At 62.6% G+C, this 17,266-nt stretch carries 15 protein-coding genes and 1 riboswitch; of the genes, 7 read left to right on the top strand and 8 right to left on the bottom strand.

Translation table 11 applies throughout. The features are described 5' to 3' along the window. Positions 1-213: 213 nt before the first annotated feature. Positions 214-1,212, bottom strand: a complete 999-nt coding sequence (gene thiB, locus NKJ04_RS26585; RefSeq protein WP_352678106.1) for a thiamine ABC transporter substrate binding subunit — start codon at positions 1,210-1,212, stop codon at positions 214-216. A gap of 43 nt (positions 1,213-1,255) precedes the next feature. Further along, positions 1,256-1,370: riboswitch (TPP riboswitch) on the bottom strand. 87 nt (positions 1,371-1,457) lie between these two features. On the opposite strand from thiB, the gene NKJ04_RS26580 reads away from it, so the two are divergent. Genes NKJ04_RS26580 through NKJ04_RS26565 form a run of 4 tightly spaced genes read left to right on the top strand, consistent with a single transcriptional unit; the run spans position 1,458 to position 4,538 of the window. Continuing rightward, complete coding sequence (locus NKJ04_RS26580) at positions 1,458-2,117, top strand: thiamine diphosphokinase (protein WP_352678103.1); 660 nt, start codon at positions 1,458-1,460, stop codon at positions 2,115-2,117. A gap of 1 nt (position 2,118) precedes the next feature. Continuing rightward, complete coding sequence (locus tag NKJ04_RS26575; RefSeq protein ID WP_352678100.1) at positions 2,119-3,939, top strand: ABC-F family ATP-binding cassette domain-containing protein; 1,821 nt, start codon at positions 2,119-2,121, stop codon at positions 3,937-3,939. A gap of 57 nt (positions 3,940-3,996) precedes the next feature. After that, positions 3,997-4,239, top strand: coding sequence for a type II toxin-antitoxin system CcdA family antitoxin (locus NKJ04_RS26570; protein WP_031213967.1), 243 nt, complete (start codon positions 3,997-3,999; stop codon positions 4,237-4,239). Then, positions 4,239-4,538: a CcdB family protein gene (locus NKJ04_RS26565; RefSeq protein WP_127297430.1), complete on the top strand. Its 300-nt coding sequence runs from the start codon at positions 4,239-4,241 to the stop codon at positions 4,536-4,538. The genes NKJ04_RS26570 and NKJ04_RS26565 overlap by 1 nt, the downstream gene beginning before the upstream one ends. 29 nt (positions 4,539-4,567) lie before the next feature. Here the strand turns inward: NKJ04_RS26565 and NKJ04_RS26560 are convergent, their stop codons facing one another. Beyond that, positions 4,568-6,217 (bottom strand): hypothetical protein, encoded by a 1,650-nt coding sequence (locus NKJ04_RS26560; RefSeq protein WP_352678097.1) that lies wholly within the window; start codon positions 6,215-6,217, stop codon positions 4,568-4,570. A 75-nt stretch (positions 6,218-6,292) separates the two neighbouring features. Continuing rightward, positions 6,293-7,591, bottom strand: a complete 1,299-nt coding sequence (locus tag NKJ04_RS26555) for an adenylosuccinate synthase (protein ID WP_127267133.1) — start codon at positions 7,589-7,591, stop codon at positions 6,293-6,295. A gap of 208 nt (positions 7,592-7,799) precedes the next feature. Here NKJ04_RS26555 and NKJ04_RS26550 point away from each other — a divergent pair, with 208 nt between their 5' ends. After that, complete coding sequence (locus tag NKJ04_RS26550; RefSeq protein ID WP_352678094.1) at positions 7,800-8,705, top strand: DMT family transporter; 906 nt, start codon at positions 7,800-7,802, stop codon at positions 8,703-8,705. Positions 8,706-8,857: 152 nt separating this feature from the next. After that, positions 8,858-9,322, top strand: coding sequence for a DUF2231 domain-containing protein (locus NKJ04_RS26545; RefSeq protein ID WP_352611423.1), 465 nt, complete (start codon positions 8,858-8,860; stop codon positions 9,320-9,322). A gap of 49 nt (positions 9,323-9,371) precedes the next feature. On the opposite strand, the gene serA is transcribed toward NKJ04_RS26545, so the two are convergent. From serA to glmM, 5 genes are all read right to left on the bottom strand, one after another. Continuing rightward, the gene (gene serA / locus NKJ04_RS26540; RefSeq protein WP_023811867.1) at positions 9,372-10,973 is read right to left on the bottom strand and encodes a phosphoglycerate dehydrogenase; all 1,602 of its coding nucleotides are present in this window, start codon (positions 10,971-10,973) and stop codon (positions 9,372-9,374) included. A gap of 67 nt (positions 10,974-11,040) precedes the next feature. After that, positions 11,041-12,216, bottom strand: a complete 1,176-nt coding sequence (locus NKJ04_RS26535) for a phosphoserine transaminase (protein ID WP_352678091.1) — start codon at positions 12,214-12,216, stop codon at positions 11,041-11,043. 201 nt (positions 12,217-12,417) lie between these two features. Continuing rightward, positions 12,418-13,191, bottom strand: coding sequence for an outer membrane protein (locus tag NKJ04_RS26530; protein ID WP_023811865.1), 774 nt, complete (start codon positions 13,189-13,191; stop codon positions 12,418-12,420). Positions 13,192-13,401: 210 nt separating this feature from the next. Continuing rightward, complete coding sequence (locus tag NKJ04_RS26525; RefSeq protein ID WP_352629200.1) at positions 13,402-14,238, bottom strand: outer membrane protein; 837 nt, start codon at positions 14,236-14,238, stop codon at positions 13,402-13,404. 269 nt (positions 14,239-14,507) lie between these two features. Beyond that, positions 14,508-15,860 carry a phosphoglucosamine mutase gene (glmM, locus tag NKJ04_RS26520; RefSeq protein ID WP_023811863.1) on the bottom strand — a complete coding sequence of 451 codons (1,353 nt, stop codon included), beginning with the start codon at positions 15,858-15,860 and terminating at the stop codon, positions 14,508-14,510. Between the two features lie 367 nt (positions 15,861-16,227). On the opposite strand from glmM, the gene NKJ04_RS26515 reads away from it, so the two are divergent. Then, positions 16,228-17,064, top strand: coding sequence for a hypothetical protein (locus tag NKJ04_RS26515; protein WP_352678088.1), 837 nt, complete (start codon positions 16,228-16,230; stop codon positions 17,062-17,064). Positions 17,065-17,266: the final 202 nt, after the last annotated feature.

Genomic DNA, 17,266 nt, shown 5'->3' with positions numbered 1-17,266 from the left:
TTACAAAGGATTGCGTTCCTTGGCGCCCCCCTCTGTCCTGCCGGACATCTCCCCCTCCAGGGAGGAGATCGGCCGTCACCCATGCTTCCGCTAGTCTCCAACGTTGCCGGACTATAACCAGCAACGACGCTGCCAATCTCCCCCCTTGAGGGGGAGATTGCCGGCAGGCCAGAGGGGGGTGGAGTGGCGCGAACATCAAAAGAACTCGCAAGCCTACTTGCTCATCACCGCCAGCCATTCATCGACCCAAGCCTTGCGGTTGGCAGCGACCTCTTGCGGGCTGAACAGCAAGGTCTTGGTCGGCTTGACCAGTTTGTCGAAGGCCGGATTGAGCGGCTTGTCGGTCTTGCCGGCCGGGAACATCCAGTTGGTCTCGGGGATGGCATCCTGGAATTTCGGCCCGGTCATGAAGGCGATGAACTTGGCCGCCAGCGGGTTCTTGGCCCCCGCCGTGGTGATACCCGCTACTTCTATCTGCAAATACTCGCCCTCCTCGAACGACGCTGCCTGATAGCGCTCTGTCTTCTCGGCGACCATGTGGTAGGCCGGCGACGTCGTGTAGGACAGCACCATCGGCGCCTCGCCCTTGGTGAACAGCCCATAGGCCTCGCTCCAGCCCGGCGTCACGGTCAGCACTTTCGCCTTGAGCTTGGCCCAGGCCTCGGGCGCCTTGTCGCCATAGACTGACTTGACCCACAGAAGCAGACCGAGGCCCGGCGTGGAGGTGCGCGGATCCTGGATGACGATCTTGTCATCGGCACTGCCCTCGACCAGCTCTTTCAGGCTTTTCGGCGGGATCTTCAGCTTCTCGGTGTCGTAGACGACGGCGAAATATCCGTAGTCAAAGGGGACAAAAGTATCGTCGCTCCAGCCACCCGGCACGTTGACATCAGTTACGCCGCCATGCGGCGCGAACAAGCCTGACGCCTTGGCATCGGCGGTGAGATTGGTGTCGAGGCCAAGCACGATATCGGCCTTGGTCGATGCGCCTTCCAATCTGACGCGGTTGAGCAGCGCGACGCCGTCGGCGACGGAGACGAACTCGACATCGCAGCCGCATTCGGCCTCGAACTCCTTCTTCACCACGGGACCCGGACCCCAGTCGGCGGTAAAGCTCTCATAGGTGTAGACGGTGAGTTTGTCCTTGGCCAAGGCCGGTCCGGACAGGACCACGGCCATTGCTGAGACTAGAGCGTATAAATGCGTGCGCATCGGCGCCTCCTTCGTTCGAATTGAAAGGAATTGAGGCGTCGGACTGTCCGAAACGTCTAATCCCTCCGCCGGTACAAACCGGATCAGGTTCAGCGGGTTGGCGAGACTGCCTCTCAGCCGGTCCGCGAAGATCGCGTCCGGCACCCCGTTAGAGCGTTTCGACACATAGGCCGGGCCGATCCCCCATGCAAGTGGGAGTTTGCCGCCTTCCGTTTCCCGTGCCGGGCTGGTAAGGGCCACACGATATGAGCACATTCACCATCCTGCTTGGCGGCGATCTCATCCGCACGCCACGGCTCGACCGCCAGGCCGAAGGCTCCCGCGTCATCGCCGCCGACGCCGGCATCGGGCATGCGCGGCTGCTGGGTCTCGTGCCCGAACTGTGGGTGGGCGATTTCGATTCCGTGCCAGCCAAGCTGCCTGACGATCTCGCTGCCGTGCCGCGCCGGACCTTCCCGGCGGAAAAGGACCAGACCGATGGCGAACTGGCCATTGCCGCCGCACTCGAGCGCGGCGCGACCCGCCTGGTGCTCGCCGGTGCTTTCGGCGGCAAGCGCGCCGACCACGCTTTCCTGCATCTGGCGCTTGCCCTCCGGCTGGCCGAGGCCGGGACTGATGTGCTCCTGACCAGCGGCGCCCAGGAGGGCATTCCCCTGCTGCGCGGAACGGCCGGCTTCGACTATGCCGATGGCACGCTGTTTTCGGTGCTCGGCTTTTCCGAGCTCGCCGGCCTGACCGTCACCGGCGCCAAATGGCCGCTGAACCACGTCAAGGTGGCGTTCGGTTCGTCGCTGACCATCTCCAACGAGGTCAAGTCCGACAAGACCGGGGGCCGCCTCGAAATCGCGCTCGGCCATGGCCGCGCGATGCTGCTCGCTCATCCCTATCCCTTACCTGAAAGCTGACATGGCCCCGCCTCTTCTCAACCTCGACGGGATAAAACTGACCTTCGGCGGCACGCCGCTGCTCGACGGCGCCGCCTTGACGGCTTCGGCCGGCGACAAGATTGCACTGGTCGGCCGCAACGGGTCGGGCAAGTCGACCCTGCTGAAGATCGCCGCTGGCCTGATCGAGCCGCAGGACGGCGAGGTGTTCCGCCAGCCTTCGGCAACTATCCGCTATTTGCCGCAGATGCCCGACATGGAGGGCTTTGCGACTGTCCGCGCCTATATCGAGGCCGGGCTTGGCCCTGCCGACGATCCCTACCGCGCCAGCTATCTGATGGAGCATCTCGGACTGTCGGGTGAGGAACGTCCGAACGATCTGTCGGGCGGCGAGGCGAGGCGTGCTGCCCTTGCCCGCGTCATGGCGCCGGAGCCAGACATCCTGCTGCTCGATGAGCCGACCAACCATCTCGACCTCTCGGTCATCGAATGGCTGGAAGAAGAACTCATCCGCACCTCCTCGGCACTGATCGTCATCTCGCACGACCGCCGCTTTCTCGAACGTGTGTCGCGCGCCACCATCTGGCTCGATCGCGGCCAGACCCGCAGGCTGGACAAGGGCTTTGGCCATTTCGAGGAATGGCGCGACCTGGTCCTGGAGGAAGAAGAGCGCGAGCAGCATAAACTCGGCCGCCAGATCGTTCGCGAAGAGCATTGGCTGCGCTACGGCGTGACGGCGCGGCGCAAGCGAAACATGCGCCGGCTCGGCGAGTTGCAGACCATGCGCCAGCGTTTTCGCGGCCATCGCGGTGCCGAAGGGTCGGCGACCATGGTGGCGAGCGACGCCGCCGAGTCCGGCAAGCTGGTGATCGAGGCGAAGAACATCGAGAAGAGCTTTGGCGATCTCACCGTGGTCAAGGGGTTTTCGACCCGCATCCAGCGCGGCGATCGCGTCGGCCTGGTCGGGCCGAACGGCGCCGGCAAGACGACGCTCTTGAAGATGCTAACCGGCGAGATGAAGCCGGACGCCGGTTCGGTGCGGCTCGGCACCAATCTGGAGATCGCCACGCTCGACCAGAAGCGCGAGGCGGTCGACCCGCAGGAGACGCTGGCGCAATATCTCACCGACGGGCGCGGCGAGAACCTCGTCATCAATGGCGAGCAGCGCCACGTCGTCTCCTACATGAAGGATTTCCTGTTCAAGCCGGAGCAGGCACGCACGCCGGTGCGCGAGTTGTCCGGCGGAGAACGGGCACGGCTCTTGCTGGCGCGGGTGCTGGCGCGGCCGGCAAACCTTCTGGTGCTCGACGAGCCGACCAACGATCTCGATATGGAGACGCTGGAACTGCTGCAGGAACTGGTCGCCGGCTTTGCCGGCACCGTCATCCTGGTCAGCCACGATCGCGATTTCCTCGACCGCACCGTGACCAGCCTGATCGCGCCGGATGGTGAAGGCCGCTGGATCGAATATGCCGGCGGCTACTCCGACATGCTGGCGCAGCGCGGCGGCACCAGGCTGGACGACCGCAAGGCGCGCGCGAAGGCCGAAAACGGCGAAGCGCCAGTGACGACCAGAAGTGAAGCGGCCGCGCCAAAGGGGCCGGCGAAGAAACTATCGTTCAAACAGAAATTCGCGCTGGAATCGCTGCCCAAGAAAATCGAGGCTGTGACGGCTTCGATTTCAAGGCTGGAGAACAACATCGCCGATCCGGCCTATTACGAGCGCGACCCGGCCTCCTTCCAGAAAACCATCGCCGCCCTCGACAAGGAGCGCGCTACGCTGGCGGCGCTGGAGGAAGAGTGGCTGGAACTGGAGATGCTGCGCGAGGAGATGGAAGGGTAAGGGATTGTGTGTGAACTTTTATGCGCCTATATTATGCGCATAAAAGAGAGCGATTCCATGCTTCAATCGACACCAAAACCTCAACGGCAATCCGTCAACACGTCCATTGATTCTCAATTGATCAATGACGCCAAAGCGTTGGGCATCAACATTTCCCGCGCCGCCGAGGCGGGGATCGCGAAAGCGATTGCGGCGGAAAAGACGCGTCGATGGCAAGAGGAAAACAAAGAAGCCATTGAAAGCTCCAATGAATATGTCAGGCGCAACGGACTGCCATTAGCCAAATACCGGCTGTTTTGATGGCACGTTACGATCTTTATCGGAATGCTGAAGGCGGCGGCTATTTTCTCGATGTTCAGTCCGACCTTCTTGAAGGACTGAGCACGAGGGTCGTCATTCCGTTGATGCCGCCCAACATAGCCCCGGTTCCGGGCCGCCGACTAAATCCGACCTTCGCTATCGATGGCAAAGATCATGTAATGGTCACGCAGTTCATGTCAGCCTTGATGGCCTCTGAATTGCCGGATGCCGAGGGAAATCTCTCCCGGCACCACGACGACATCGTCGCCGCGCTCGATATGTTGTTCCAGGGCTTCTGAGTCAACGAGGCTTCGGGCCGGCTTCCTTCTCAGCCAGCCGTCTTCGCCTGCCAGGCCTTGATTGCCTCGTCGAACACCTTCTCGCCGGGAATGCCCTTTTCCATGGTCAGCAGTGCCCGCCGTCCCGTCTTGTAGACGACCGGTACGTCGATCCAGTCCTGGCCGCGAAGCAGGGTCATGTTGGCGTCTTCGTCGGCCTTGGTATCGTTGAGCGCGACGAGGAAGAAGCCGTCGGCGATCTTGGCCGGAATGCCGATCAACGGGCTGCCGGCATCCTGCTCCGAACCCTTCATGGCGACGCGCAGGATGTTGTCGACACCGCCGCCCTCGAAACCGTCGGGCGTCAGGAAGATCATCTCGATGATATGGCTGGCCGGCAGTGTCTGGTCGGTGTTGCGGCGGATGGTCATGCGCAACTGGATGTCCTTGCCGGGAATGGTGGCCTCGGCGCGGATCGCCGGCTCCGGCGGCAGGTCGCCACCGGGCGATTCCTGCACCAGCGACCAGACGATGTTGCCGGGCTCGGCGGAACCCTGGGCGGTGCTGGTGCGCTCCTCATAGAAGATCGCCTTCTGGCCGACAGGCAGAGCGGCTTCCGCAGGCGCAGCTGCCGTGGCGGGCGGCGCGGCGCCGGCCGGTGCGGTCGGCGTGCCGGCAGCATCGGCTGGCGCTGCCGGGGCAGCTCCGTTGGCAGGCGGTATTGCGGGGGCGGCACCTGTAGCGGGGGGCGCTGCCGCGGCAGGTGTGCCTGCGGCCGGAGCGGAAATCGCCGGTGGGTTCGTCGCCGAGGGCGGCGTGGTCAGCGCGGCGACCGATTCGCCTTCGCCGATGCCGCTTTGGCCACCGGCCGGACCCGGGTCGACTTCACTGCCCTGCGGCGTCAGCCGCTGCGTGAATTTCGTGCTTTCGGCTTCCGTGCCGCCAGCCGCGGGCGCCGGAGGCGTTGCCGCGGCATCGGTTGCCGGCTTGGCAGGCGCTGGTTTCACCGGCTCGGTCTTGGCGACCTGATTGCCGCCAAGCCCAAGCATTTTGCCGAAGGCATCCTTGTTCAGCCAGATTCCGTAGCCACCGCCGGCTACGACCAGAAGAGCGACGACGGCCGCGATCAGCCCACCATAGCTGCGCTTGCGCTCGGCGGGACGCAGGCGCTGGAAGGTGTCCGACACCGGCTCTTCGTCGCTGGAAAAGACATCTGCCTCGTCCTCCTCCTCGTCGGCATCCATACCTGGAAGAGGCGTGTCGGCGCGAGCCAGCTGGGAAGGCGCCGGCGTCGCCCTTTGCCAGCTCGGCTCGACCTTGGCGGCAGGTGGTGGCGCGGGCTGATAAGATTCAGGCTTTGCAGCGGGCGGGGCCGGCCAGGCCGATTCGGCCTTGGCCGGCTGCCGTGTATGGCTCGGCTGATTCTTGTTGCGATCGATCGACGAAAAGATGTGTTCCAGCTCCGCCAGCGGATCGGTCTCCGGCAGGCTCTTGGCATAGTCCCGCTCGACACTCGCGATCGCGTCTTCCAGCGAACGCATCTGCGTGGCTATGGCTTCGGCGGCCGGCGGCGGCGAATATTCCTCAAGCTTCTTCGCCAGCATGGTGCGAACGCTGGCATAGATGCGCGTACGCTTTTCCGGCGTCTCGTCACCATGCTTGCCGAGCGCCTTTTTCAGAATAGCAACGTAATCTGCCATGCTTCAGTCGACCTGTATTTTGTTTCCGCGCCGGCCCCCGCAAATCGGCCGCGATGCCCGGAAAGGCTTCAGAAACTAGTCTTGAAACGGATCGGTCACAAGTATCGTGTCGTCCCGTTCGGGGCTGGTGGAAAGGAGTGCGACCGGGGCGCCGATCAGCTCTTCGATGTAGCGGACGTATTTGACGGCCTGGGCCGGCAGATCGTTCCAGCTGCGCGCGCCGGCAGTGGTGCCTTTCCAGCCCTCGAGCGTCTCGTAGACCGGCTCGACACGTGCCTGCGCGCCCTGGCTGGCCGGCAGATAATCGATCATCTCGCCGTCGAGACGATAACCTGTGCAGACCTTGATCTCGTCCAGCCCGTCGAGCACGTCGAGCTTGGTCAGCGCGATGCCCTTGATGCCGTTGACAGCGACGGCCTGGCGTACCAGCACCGCGTCGAACCAGCCGCAGCGGCGCTTGCGGCCGGTGACGACGCCGAATTCATGGCCGCGCGTGCCGAGGAATTCGCCGACCTCGTTCTTCTGCTCGGTCGGGAACGGACCCTCGCCGACGCGTGTCGTATAGGCTTTGGTGATGCCGAGCACATAGCCGATAGCGCCTGGGCCGACGCCGGAGCCGGCGGCAGCCTGTCCGGCAACCGTGTTCGACGAGGTCACGAATGGATAGGTGCCGTGGTCTATGTCAAGCAGCGTGCCCTGCGCGCCCTCGAACAGGATACGCTCGCCAGCCCGGCGCTTGTCGTCGAGGATTTTCCAGACCCGGTCCATATAGGGCAGGATGTCGTCGGCGACCGAGGTCAGTTCCTGCATGATCGCGTCATGCGTGACTTCCGCATGGCCAAGCCCCCGACGCAGCGCATTGTGGTGCGTCAGCAGCCTGTCAACCTTCACGGGCAGTGTTTCCAAATCCGCCAAGTCCATCACCCTGACCGCGCGCCGGCCCACCTTGTCCTCGTAGGCGGGGCCGATGCCACGACGGGTCGTGCCAATCTTCGTCCCGGAATTGGATGCGGCGTCCTCACGGAATCCGTCCAGCTCCCGATGCAGGGACAGGATAAGCGCTGTGTTTTCGGCTATTTTCAGGCGATCCGGTGCGACTTCGACACCTTGCGCCTTGAGCTTGGCCACCTCGGCGACGAAAGCATGCGGGTCGAACACGACGCCATTGCCGATGATAGACAGCTTGCCCTGGCGCACGACGCCCGACGGAAGCAACGACAGCTTGTAGACCTTGCCGTCGACGACCAGCGTATGGCCGGCATTGTGGCCGCCCTGGAAACGCACCACGACATCGGCCCGCTCCGACAGCCAGTCGACGATCTTGCCCTTGCCTTCGTCACCCCACTGCGAGCCGACGACCACCACATTGGCCATGTTTCTTTTCCCTTGAGACGCCGCCAAGCGGCTTGAATATGGTTCGAAACGACAGGCCTCTATAACGTCAAGACCTCGCGAGCGCGACCTTTCTTTGCCGTCGAAAATGCCCTGAGGCACAACAATTTTCGGCTTTGACATCATTTACTTGGGCGAGCGAGGGCAATAGGCCGGCAAACACCGCAGCTCCGGCGACTGGAATCCCGCGATGCATCGAAGCGCCTACATATTCCTGCTGCTCACCACCTTGCTCTGGGGCGGAAATTCGGTGGCCGGCAAGCTGGCGGTCGATCACGTCTCGCCGATGACGCTGGTCTTCCTGCGCTGGGTTCTGGCCGTGGCGATCATGCTGCCCATCGGCTGGAAGACCATCCAGAAGGACTGGCCGGTCGTCCGCAAGCACTGGTTCGTGCTGGTCGCCCTCGGCGCCAGCGGCTTCACCCTGTTCAACACCATCTTCTACACGGCGCTCAACTACACGACAGCGATCAATGTCTCGATCGAACAGGCGGCGATGCCGATCCTGATCATGACTGCCAATTTCGTCTTCTTCCGCCTGCGCGTGAACTGGGCGCAGATTGTCGGCGTCGTGCTGACCATCGCCGGCGTGATCCTCACCGCCTGCCATGGCGATCCGCGCCGGCTGTTGACGCTGGAACTCAATTTCGGCGATGCCATCATGCTGGTCGCCGTGTTTCTCTACAGCGGCTATTCGGTCGGACTGCGGTTGAAACCGGTGATGCATTGGCAAAGCCTGATGCTGGCCCTGTCGGTTGCGGCACTCGTCACTTCGCTGCCGTTCTTCCTGTGGGAGGTCGTCGCCGGCAAGGTCATCATGCCCGACGCGCGCGGCTGGACCGTCATCGTCTATACGGCGATCGGCGCCTCCGTCGTTTCGCAGATCTTCTACATCAGAGGCAACGAACTGATCGGCGCCAACCGCGCCGGCCTGTTCATCAATCTGGTGCCGATCTTCGGCACGCTGCTGTCGGTGCTGATCGTCGGCGAGACGTTCCACCTCTATCAGGTACTGGCTTTGGTGCTCGTGCTGGGCGGCATCGGGCTTGCCGAATACAGCGGGCGCAAGATGGCGTTGGCGGACCACCGCGGATGACATGTGGCGGCTGACGCCCTCCGCCGTCGCGGCAATTCACGCGAACGGCCTGGACTTCGCCAATGGCCGCGGAACGGCGGCATAAACCCTGCCGCGTCCCCACTTGGAACATTTCACCTCCAGCGGAGTTTGAACGGCAGGGAGGCGACATGATGAGCCACAACCCTCGCAGCACGGCAAGCATCGCTGGTCACCCTATCCATCCCATGCTGATTCCGTTTCCGATTGCTTTTTTCGTCGGCACCTTCGTTTGCGATCTTATCTTCTGGCGAACAGCCGATCCCGGATGGGTCACCGGATCGCTCTGGCTTCTCGGCGCCGGCCTGATCATGGCTGCCCTGGCTGCGCTTGCTGGCCTGACGGATGTTCTCGGCGATGTTCAGATCCGCAATCTCACGACGGCATGGCTCCATGCCGGCGGCAATGTACTCGTCGTGTTGATCGAGCTTTACAACTGGTACTTGCGGTATACCGGCGGAGCGGCGGCCGTGATGCCAACCGGCTTCGTCCTATCGCTGATCGTGGTTCTCATCCTGCTGTTTACGGGCTGGAAGGGTTGGGAACTGGTCTACCGACATCGGGTGGCTGTCTCCGATGGCTCGGACGAGTTGACCTGAACCGGCCGCCGCGGCGGCCGGCATCAACGAGGGCGACCCCTGTCCTCGATCACATCGCGTTGACGTCGAACTGCAGCCGCTTGGCCGAGTCGATCGACTTATGCGCCTTGACCTTTTCCAGCACGGCTTCCGGGAACGGCGCGTCGAGATAGAGCAGCGCTATGGCATCGCCGCCCGGCCGGTTGCGGCCGAGCTGGAAGTTGGCGATGTTGACGCCATTCTCGCCGCAGACAGTGCCGAGCAGCCCGATAATGCCCGGCGCGTCGGCATTGGTGGTGTAGAGCATGTGCTGGCCGACCTCGGCATCGAGATTGATGCCCTTGATCTGGATGAAGCGTGGCTTGCCATCCGAGAAGCATGTGCCGGCGATCGAGCGCGTCATGTGCTCGGTCTTCACCGTCAGCTTGATATAGCCGTCGAAGACGCCCGACTTGTCGCGCTTGACCTCGGCGACGATGATACCGCGCTCCTTCACCATGATCGGCGCCGACACCATGTTGACGTCGGAGACCTGAGGCCGGATCAGTCCGGCGAGTGCGGCGCTGATCAGCGCGCGCGTGTTCATCGTCGCGGTGGAGCCGTCGAACAGGATCTCGACCTCCTTGATCGGATCCTCGGTGACCTGGCCGACGAAGGCGCCGAGCACCTCGGCAAGCTTGACGAACGGCTTCAGCCGCGGCGCCTCCTCGGCGGTGATCGACGGCATGTTGATGGCGTTGGAGACGGCGCCCTTGATCAGATAGTCGGCCATCTGTTCGGCAACCTGCAGCGCGACATTCTCCTGGGCCTCCGTCGTCGAGGCGCCGAGATGCGGCGTCGCCACCACATTCTCCATGCCGAACAGTTCGTTGTTCTCGGCGGGTTCGACCTCGAAGACGTCGACGCCGGCGCCGGCGACCTTGCCGCTCTTCAGCGCCGCGATCAGGTCGGCCTCGACGATCAGACCGCCGCGTGCGCAATTGATGATGCGCACGCCCTTCTTCATCTTGGCGATCGCCGCGGCATCGATGATGTTGCGCGTCTTGTCGGTCAGCGGCGTGTGCAGGGTGATGAAATCGGCGCGGGCGAACAGTTCGTCGAGTTCGACCTTGTCGACGCCAAGCTCCTCGGCACGGCTGTCCGACAGGAACGGATCGAAGGCGATGACGTGCATCTTGAGGCCAACGCCGCGTGTCGCGACGATCGAACCGATGTTGCCGCAGCCGATGACGCCCAGCGTCTTGCCGGTGATCTCAACGCCCATGAAGCGGTTCTTTTCCCATTTGCCGGCATGGGTCGAGGCGTTGGCTTCAGGGATCTGGCGCGCCAGCGCAAAGATCATCGCCACCGCATGTTCGGCTGTGGTGATCGAGTTGCCGAAGGGCGTGTTCATCACGATGATGCCCTTGCGGCTTGCCGCCGGGATATCGACATTGTCGACGCCGATGCCGGCGCGGCCGATGACTTTGAGATTGGTAGCGGCGTTGATCAGCTTTTCGGTGACCTTGGTCGCCGAGCGGATGGCGAGGCCATCATACTGGCCGATCACTTCGGCGAGCTTTTCCTTGTCCTTGCCGAGATCGGGCAGATAGTCGACCTCGACGCCACGATCCTTGAATATCTGCACGGCGGTGGGGGAGAGTTTGTCTGAGACGAGAACGCGGGGCGCCATGGCGACCTCCTTGAAATGGATTTGATCCTGATGGGAATGGGCGGCCCGGAGGCCGCCGCGAATGATCTCAGGCCGCCGCTTTGAGCGACGCCTTCTGTGCGGCGAAGGCCCAGTCGAGCCAGGGCAGCAGCGCTTCCAGATCCGACGTCTCGACCGTCGCGCCGCACCAGATGCGCAGGCCGGGCGGTGCGTCGCGATAGGCACCGATATCGTAGGCGACGCCTTCCTTGTCGAGCACCGACACCAGCCCCTTGGCGAAAGCCGCCTGCCCGTCGGCGTCGAGCGCGGACACGTCCGGGTCGGTGAAGGACAGGCAGACGGACGTGTTCGACCGTGTCGCCGGCTGGACGGCGAGATGACCGAGCCAGGAGGATTTGCCGACAAAGCGATCGAGGACGGCCGCATTGGCATCCGCCCTGGCGATCAGCGCGTCGAGGCCGCCGGTCGACTTCGCCCAGTTGAGCGCATCGAGGTAATCCTCGACGCACAGCATCGAGGGGGTGTTGATGGTCTCGCCCTTGAAGATGCCTTCGATCAGCTTGCCGCCCGAGGTCAGGCGGAAGATTTTCGGCAGCGGCCATGAAGGCTTGTAGGTCTCCAGCCGCTCGACGGCACGAGGCGACAGGATCAGCATGCCGTGAGCGCCCTCGCCGCCCAGCACCTTCTGCCAGGAGAACGTGACGACATCGAGCTTTTCGAAGTCGAGCCTCTGCGCGAATGCGGCGGAAGTCGCATCGCAGACGGTCAGGCCCTTGCGGTCCGCGGGAATGAAATCGCCGTTCGGCACGCGCACGCCCGACGTGGTGCCGTTCCAGGTGAAGACCACATCGCGGTCGAAATCGATCCTGGTAAGATCAGGCAGTTCGCCGTAGCCGGCTTCGATCTTGCGCACATCGGCGAGCTTCAACTGCTTGACCACGTCGGTGACCCAGCCGGAGCCAAAGCTCTCCCAGGCGACCATGTCGACGCCGCGCTCGCCGAGCAGCGACCACAGCGCCATCTCGACCGCACCGGTGTCCGACGCCGGCACGATGCCGATGCGATAACCCGCCGGGACCTGGAGAATTTCCCTCGTCAGCTCGATCGCCTGTTCGAGCTTGGTCTTGCCGATCTTGGCGCGGTGGGAACGGCCGAGCGCGGCATTGTTCAGCGCCTCGACCGACCAGCCGGGACGTTTTGCACAGGGACCTGAGGAAAAATTGGGGTTTGCCGGACGGAGTCCGGGCTTCGTATGCGTCGTCATCGTGGTCTATCCTTCCAGATAGTGGCCCCTCGTTGGGGAGGGGTGGCCCACGGACGGCGATATGCGTTCAGGCTTCGGGCGTCAAGAGGAAAGTTTTTGTCGCTGCCGGGATACCGGCGATCCCTGATCGGGATGTCGTGACTTCAAACGCAAACGGCGGACCCCGACGATCCGCCGTCCTGAACCTCGTGCTCGCCGCGCCTACCAGAGATCGTAGCGCAGCCCGAGCTTGACCTGATGGTTGCTGATACCTTTTTTGACCGGATAGGAGGTCAGGCTCTCAGCCGTCACATATTCAGCGTCCGGGGCGGAGAAATACTGATAGCCCAGGTCGACGGAAACGTTCTTCGATACCTGATAGGCGAGGCCCGCATTCAGCGTGTAGGCCAGCGAGTACTGGGTCTTGCTGTCACTTACGGCGAAATCGTCCGTGTCGTCGCCATTGTCGGTGAAATAGCTTGCCGACAGGCTGCGCTTGCTGCGGACGACCCCGATACCGGCGCCGAGATAGGGTGTGATGCCGACATAGGTGCCAAGATCGACATAGCCGTTGAGTATGCCCGACAAGGCGTAGTTCTTCAGGGATGCCGACGCCACGGTCGGCTCTGCCGCAGTCGCTGAATCGTCATAGCCGACGCCGATCTCGTTGCCAGGCAGATAGCCGAGATTGAGGTCGGCGCGCAGATAGTCATTGAAATGGTAGCCGAAGCCGATGCTGGCAAAGATCGGATCTTCTTTGTCGCTGAAGCTTGCAGGTGGCGAAGGTGTGAAGGCGAAATCCTCATTTTTGAAGCTCTTCTGCGCCAGATAGGAGACGTCGCCGCGCAGGTACCAGCCGGAACCGACCTCGACCGGGACGTAGTCGGGCGCCTGGTCGACATAGATCGGCGGGTCATAATCGGCCGCGTGCACCGGCGTCAGCGGCAGGAGGGCTAGTGCACCGAGCGCCAGCGCCATACGCGATGTAAGTTTCATGGTCCCCGACTCCCGAATTTGGCGCAGCCCGCAATCGCAGCGGCAGCCATCGTTTCAAGGAGCATTGTTAACCATAGTGGTTAAGTGCCGGTTAAGGCTAACAGAGCGTTAGCGAATTCATTTCCCCTGTCGATTCCAGGCGGCCCAAACGAAAAACCGCCCGGCTTGAGGCCGGACGGTTTTCGAAGAATTCAAGTGATGTAGATGGCGTTACTTGGTGTAGATCGGCTCGGGTTCGGGCTGGTAGGCCACGACCGGCGCGGCGCAACCATTGCTGCCACCGAACTGGTAGCGCAGGCCACCGCGCACTTCGTGCGTGTTGATGCCACGGTCGAAGCCGGGACCGGAGCTGGTGATGTTCCAGTCGAACATGCGGCCGCCCTGAATATGGGAGAAGCGGTAGCCGGCATCAAGAATGATCTTGTCGGTCAGGCAGTACGAAGCGCCGGCCATCAGACCGTAGGCGAAACGCCAGCTTGATCTGCCGGGATTGAACTCGGTGGTGTTCGGGTCGTAGACATCATCCCACTTGACGCGGGCGCCGCCGATGCCGGCGCCAACGTAAGGCGTGATGCCATGGTAGGTGCCGAGATCGACATAGGCATTCGCCAGCAGCAACAGGGCGCTCATCTTCGATACTTCGGTCGAAGTACCGTTGATGTCCGAGGTGCCCCCGTTGAAGTTCGACTTGAACCAGTAGTCGGCGGTCAAATCGGTCCGGAAGTGATCGTTGATCTTGTAGCCGACGCCGGCGCCGAGCGAGAAACCGCCCTTGAGTTTGCCGAAATCGAAGCTTCTGGTGCCGGGCGTAACCGTACAGTTACAGGGATCGACGGTGTAGGTCATATAGTCGATGCCGCGCACGGTCGACTTGTGATAGTCGATGTCGCCGCGGATGTACCAGCCGCCGACCTCGACCGGCTGCTCGTAGACAGCCTGAGGCGGAGCCTCTTCGACCATCGGTTCCGGCAGGTCGGCTGCGAACAGCGGTCCTGCCAGGCCTGCGAACAGGAAGGCGAGCAGGACCTTTCTTGCTGTATTGAACATGCTTGTCACCCCTGAGAAGCTCGGAACGGCGAATCCGTCCGAAATGCGATTGGCTTTCAGTCGTGGATAATGAATTGCAAAGGTTAAAAGGCGTTTAACCCTGTTGCTTAACCACGAATCTCGAAACTCTAGGGATTGGCGCGAGATTTACGGACACCGAAAAAGTGGCGGCTGACAAGAAAAAGCCCGCCGAGGGGCGGGCCTTGGACCGGTTAAGGGAGCGCGGCGCGCCTGGTTGTCCGATCCACGTCCTGCTGGACGCGCTGGGGTCAGGCGGCGCTGCGCGTTTCCGAGATGACTTCAACGATGCCGTTGACGACGGACTCGACCAGCTGCGGGTCGTCGCCTTCGGCCATCACGCGGATCAGCGGTTCTGTCCCTGATGGCCGGATAACCAGCCGTCCGGTCTTGCCGAGGCGGTTACGGGCGTCTTCGATGGCGGCCTTGACCGGCGCCTCCTCGAGCGGCTTGCCGCCGGAAATATGGACGTTCTTCAGAAGCTGCGGCACCGGTTCGAACTTTTTCGACAGTTCGCTGACCGGCCGCCCCTGCCGCTTGATGCAGGCCAGCACCTGCAGCGCCGAGACCAGGCCGTCGCCGGTCGTCGAAAAGTCGGACAGCACGATATGACCTGACTGTTCGCCGCCGACATTCAAGCCATGCGCGCGCATATGCTCGACGACATAACGGTCGCCAACCTTGGTGCGGTGCAATTGCAGCTTCATGCCGCCGAGGAAGCGCTCGAGGCCGAGATTGGACATTACCGTCGAAACGACGCCGCCGCCCGCAAGCCGCCCGCTCTGGTGCCAGGATTCGGCGATCAGCGCCATGATCTGGTCGCCATCGACGATCGCGCCGTTTTCATCGACGATGACGACGCGATCGGCGTCGCCGTCGAGCGCGATGCCGATGTCGGCGCGCACTTCGTGCACCTTCTTTTGCAGGCCGGCCGGATGGGTCGAGCCGCATTCCTTGTTGATGTTGAAGCCGTTGGGCTCGACATTGATGGCGACGACTTCGGCGCCCAGTTCCCACAGCGCCTCGGGCGCCACCTTGTAGGCCGCGCCATTGGCGCAATCGACGACGATCCTCAAGCCCGCGAGCGACATCGAGCGCGGCAAGGTGCGCTTGGCGAATTCGATGTAGCGGTCATGCACGCCATCGACGCGCTTGGCGCGGCCAAGCCCGTCGGAATCGGCGAGCGCCAGTTCGATATCCTTGTCGAGCATGCTCTCGATGCGCTCCTCGATTTCGTCGGAGAGCTTATAGCCGTCGGGTCCGAACAGCTTGATGCCGTTGTCGTAATAGGGGTTGTGCGAGGCCGAGATCATGACGCCGATATCGGCGCGCAGCGAACGCACCAGCATGGCGACAGCCGGCGTCGGGATCGGGCCGAGCAGGAACACGTCCATACCGGCGGCACAAAGACCGGCAACCATCGCATTCTCGATCATATAGCCGGAAAGCCTGGTGTCCTTGCCGAGCACGACACGATGTCGGTGGCTGCCGCGCTGGAAGGAAAGGCCGGCGGCCATGCCGACCCGCATCGCGATTTCAGCGGTCATCGGAAACTTGTTGGCGCGTCCGCGAATGCCGTCCGTGCCGAAATAATTCCCTGCCATGCTAGTCAGCTTCCTCGACGTTTCTTCCCCGGCACGTCATGCCACAATTGGCCAGGGCGCTATGATCACATTGTGTGATTATACGTTACCAATCCTTAGAAAACCATTGTTGTGCACTGCACACACGTGGCCGCAACCTGACATGCCCAGACTGCCATGCTGCAATATACAAGTCATTCGAGCCTTTCGGCGCGGATGCACCAGGAAAATCTTACTCTGAACCAGGCAACGGACAACGATTTCATCACCTTGTCGGGAGAAGCCGGTTTTCGGTGATATACACGCCACTTAGCATCTGGCGCAACCGACCGTTGAGCGTTATTGATTTGCAGGGACGTATCATGGGCTGCTGCAACGGAGAAACGCTATGCTCATCCACCGACTTGCCACTTTGACCGGCCTCGCCGTCGCGACCTTGTTCCTGGCCGCGCCAGCCAACGCACTGACGATGGCCGAGTGCAGCACGAAGTATAACGCCGCCAAGGATGCGGGGACACTTTCCGGCGCGACCTGGAACCAGTTCCGCAAGGCTCAGTGCGGCACCGACGCCGCGGCGACGACCGACGCCAAGCCGGCCGATACCAAGAAGGCCGCGGAAACGAAGCCGGCCAAGGCTGCCAAGGCTGCCGCCGCGACGGACGACAGCACAGCCAAGGGCCTGACGGCGAAGGAATGCAGCACGAAATACCAGGCGGCGAAGGCTGCCGGCACGCTGAACGGCATGAAGTGGAACGACTTCCGCAAGTCCGAATGCGTCGCCGGTGCATCCGCCGCTGCCGCCGCCAAGCCGGCAACCACCAAGGCTGCCGCGGCTCCCGCCGACGGCAAGGGTCTGAGCATGGCCGAATGCAGCACCAAGTACCAGGCTGCCAAGACGGCCAACACGCTGAAAGGCATGAAGTGGAACGACTTCCGCAAGGCCGAATGCGGTACCGGCGCCTCGGATGACGACAGCGTGCCGGCCGCCGACGAGGCGAGCTACACCAAGGAGCCGGCGAAGCCGACGACGGCTGCGCCCAAGGGCGTCGCTTTCCCGTCCGCGATCTCGGCGAAATATGCCAGCGAGACCCCCGGAAAAGGCCGCATGCACACTTGCCTCGACCAGTACTATGCCCTCAAGGACGCCAATGCGCTTGGCGGCCTGAAGTGGATCCAGAAGGGCGGCGGCTTCTACAGCCTGTGCAACGCCAAGCTCAAGAGCTGATCGCTTAGCCATAGTCTCCAAACAAAGGCCCGCGCATCTTGCGATGCGCGGGCCTTTTTTGTTGCGCGAAGACGCACACTGCCTTGCTCGCATCTACATGTCGCCGGGCTGCCGGCATCATCAATTCGCCTACACTGCCCACCGCCAAGCTCATCGGTAGTCCGAAAAGATTCTGTTGAACATATAAAGAACAAACCATATA

Origin of the sequence: Mesorhizobium sp. M0618 (assembly GCF_040320765.1) — a bacterium.
In the GTDB taxonomy this organism is placed as follows: domain Bacteria; phylum Pseudomonadota; class Alphaproteobacteria; order Rhizobiales; family Rhizobiaceae; genus Mesorhizobium.
Note: the sequence above shows the minus strand (reverse complement) of the source record. Positions and strands in the feature narration are given on the sequence as shown.

Coding starts and splice junctions, on each gene's coding strand:
- thiB (WP_352678106.1), bottom strand. CDS start 1,212: ATGCGCACGCATTTATACGCTCTAGTCTCAGCAATGGCCGTGGTCCTG.
- NKJ04_RS26580 (WP_352678103.1), top strand. CDS start 1,458: ATGAGCACATTCACCATCCTGCTTGGCGGCGATCTCATCCGCACGCCA.
- NKJ04_RS26575 (WP_352678100.1), top strand. CDS start 2,119: ATGGCCCCGCCTCTTCTCAACCTCGACGGGATAAAACTGACCTTCGGC.
- NKJ04_RS26570 (WP_031213967.1), top strand. CDS start 3,997: ATGCTTCAATCGACACCAAAACCTCAACGGCAATCCGTCAACACGTCC.
- NKJ04_RS26565 (WP_127297430.1), top strand. CDS start 4,239: ATGGCACGTTACGATCTTTATCGGAATGCTGAAGGCGGCGGCTATTTT.
- NKJ04_RS26560 (WP_352678097.1), bottom strand. CDS start 6,217: ATGGCAGATTACGTTGCTATTCTGAAAAAGGCGCTCGGCAAGCATGGT.
- NKJ04_RS26555 (WP_127267133.1), bottom strand. CDS start 7,591: ATGGCCAATGTGGTGGTCGTCGGCTCGCAGTGGGGTGACGAAGGCAAG.
- NKJ04_RS26550 (WP_352678094.1), top strand. CDS start 7,800: ATGCATCGAAGCGCCTACATATTCCTGCTGCTCACCACCTTGCTCTGG.
- NKJ04_RS26545 (WP_352611423.1), top strand. CDS start 8,858: ATGAGCCACAACCCTCGCAGCACGGCAAGCATCGCTGGTCACCCTATC.
- serA (WP_023811867.1), bottom strand. CDS start 10,973: ATGGCGCCCCGCGTTCTCGTCTCAGACAAACTCTCCCCCACCGCCGTG.
- NKJ04_RS26535 (WP_352678091.1), bottom strand. CDS start 12,216: ATGACGACGCATACGAAGCCCGGACTCCGTCCGGCAAACCCCAATTTT.
- NKJ04_RS26530 (WP_023811865.1), bottom strand. CDS start 13,191: ATGAAACTTACATCGCGTATGGCGCTGGCGCTCGGTGCACTAGCCCTC.
- NKJ04_RS26525 (WP_352629200.1), bottom strand. CDS start 14,238: ATGTTCAATACAGCAAGAAAGGTCCTGCTCGCCTTCCTGTTCGCAGGC.
- glmM (WP_023811863.1), bottom strand. CDS start 15,860: ATGGCAGGGAATTATTTCGGCACGGACGGCATTCGCGGACGCGCCAAC.
- NKJ04_RS26515 (WP_352678088.1), top strand. CDS start 16,228: ATGCTCATCCACCGACTTGCCACTTTGACCGGCCTCGCCGTCGCGACC.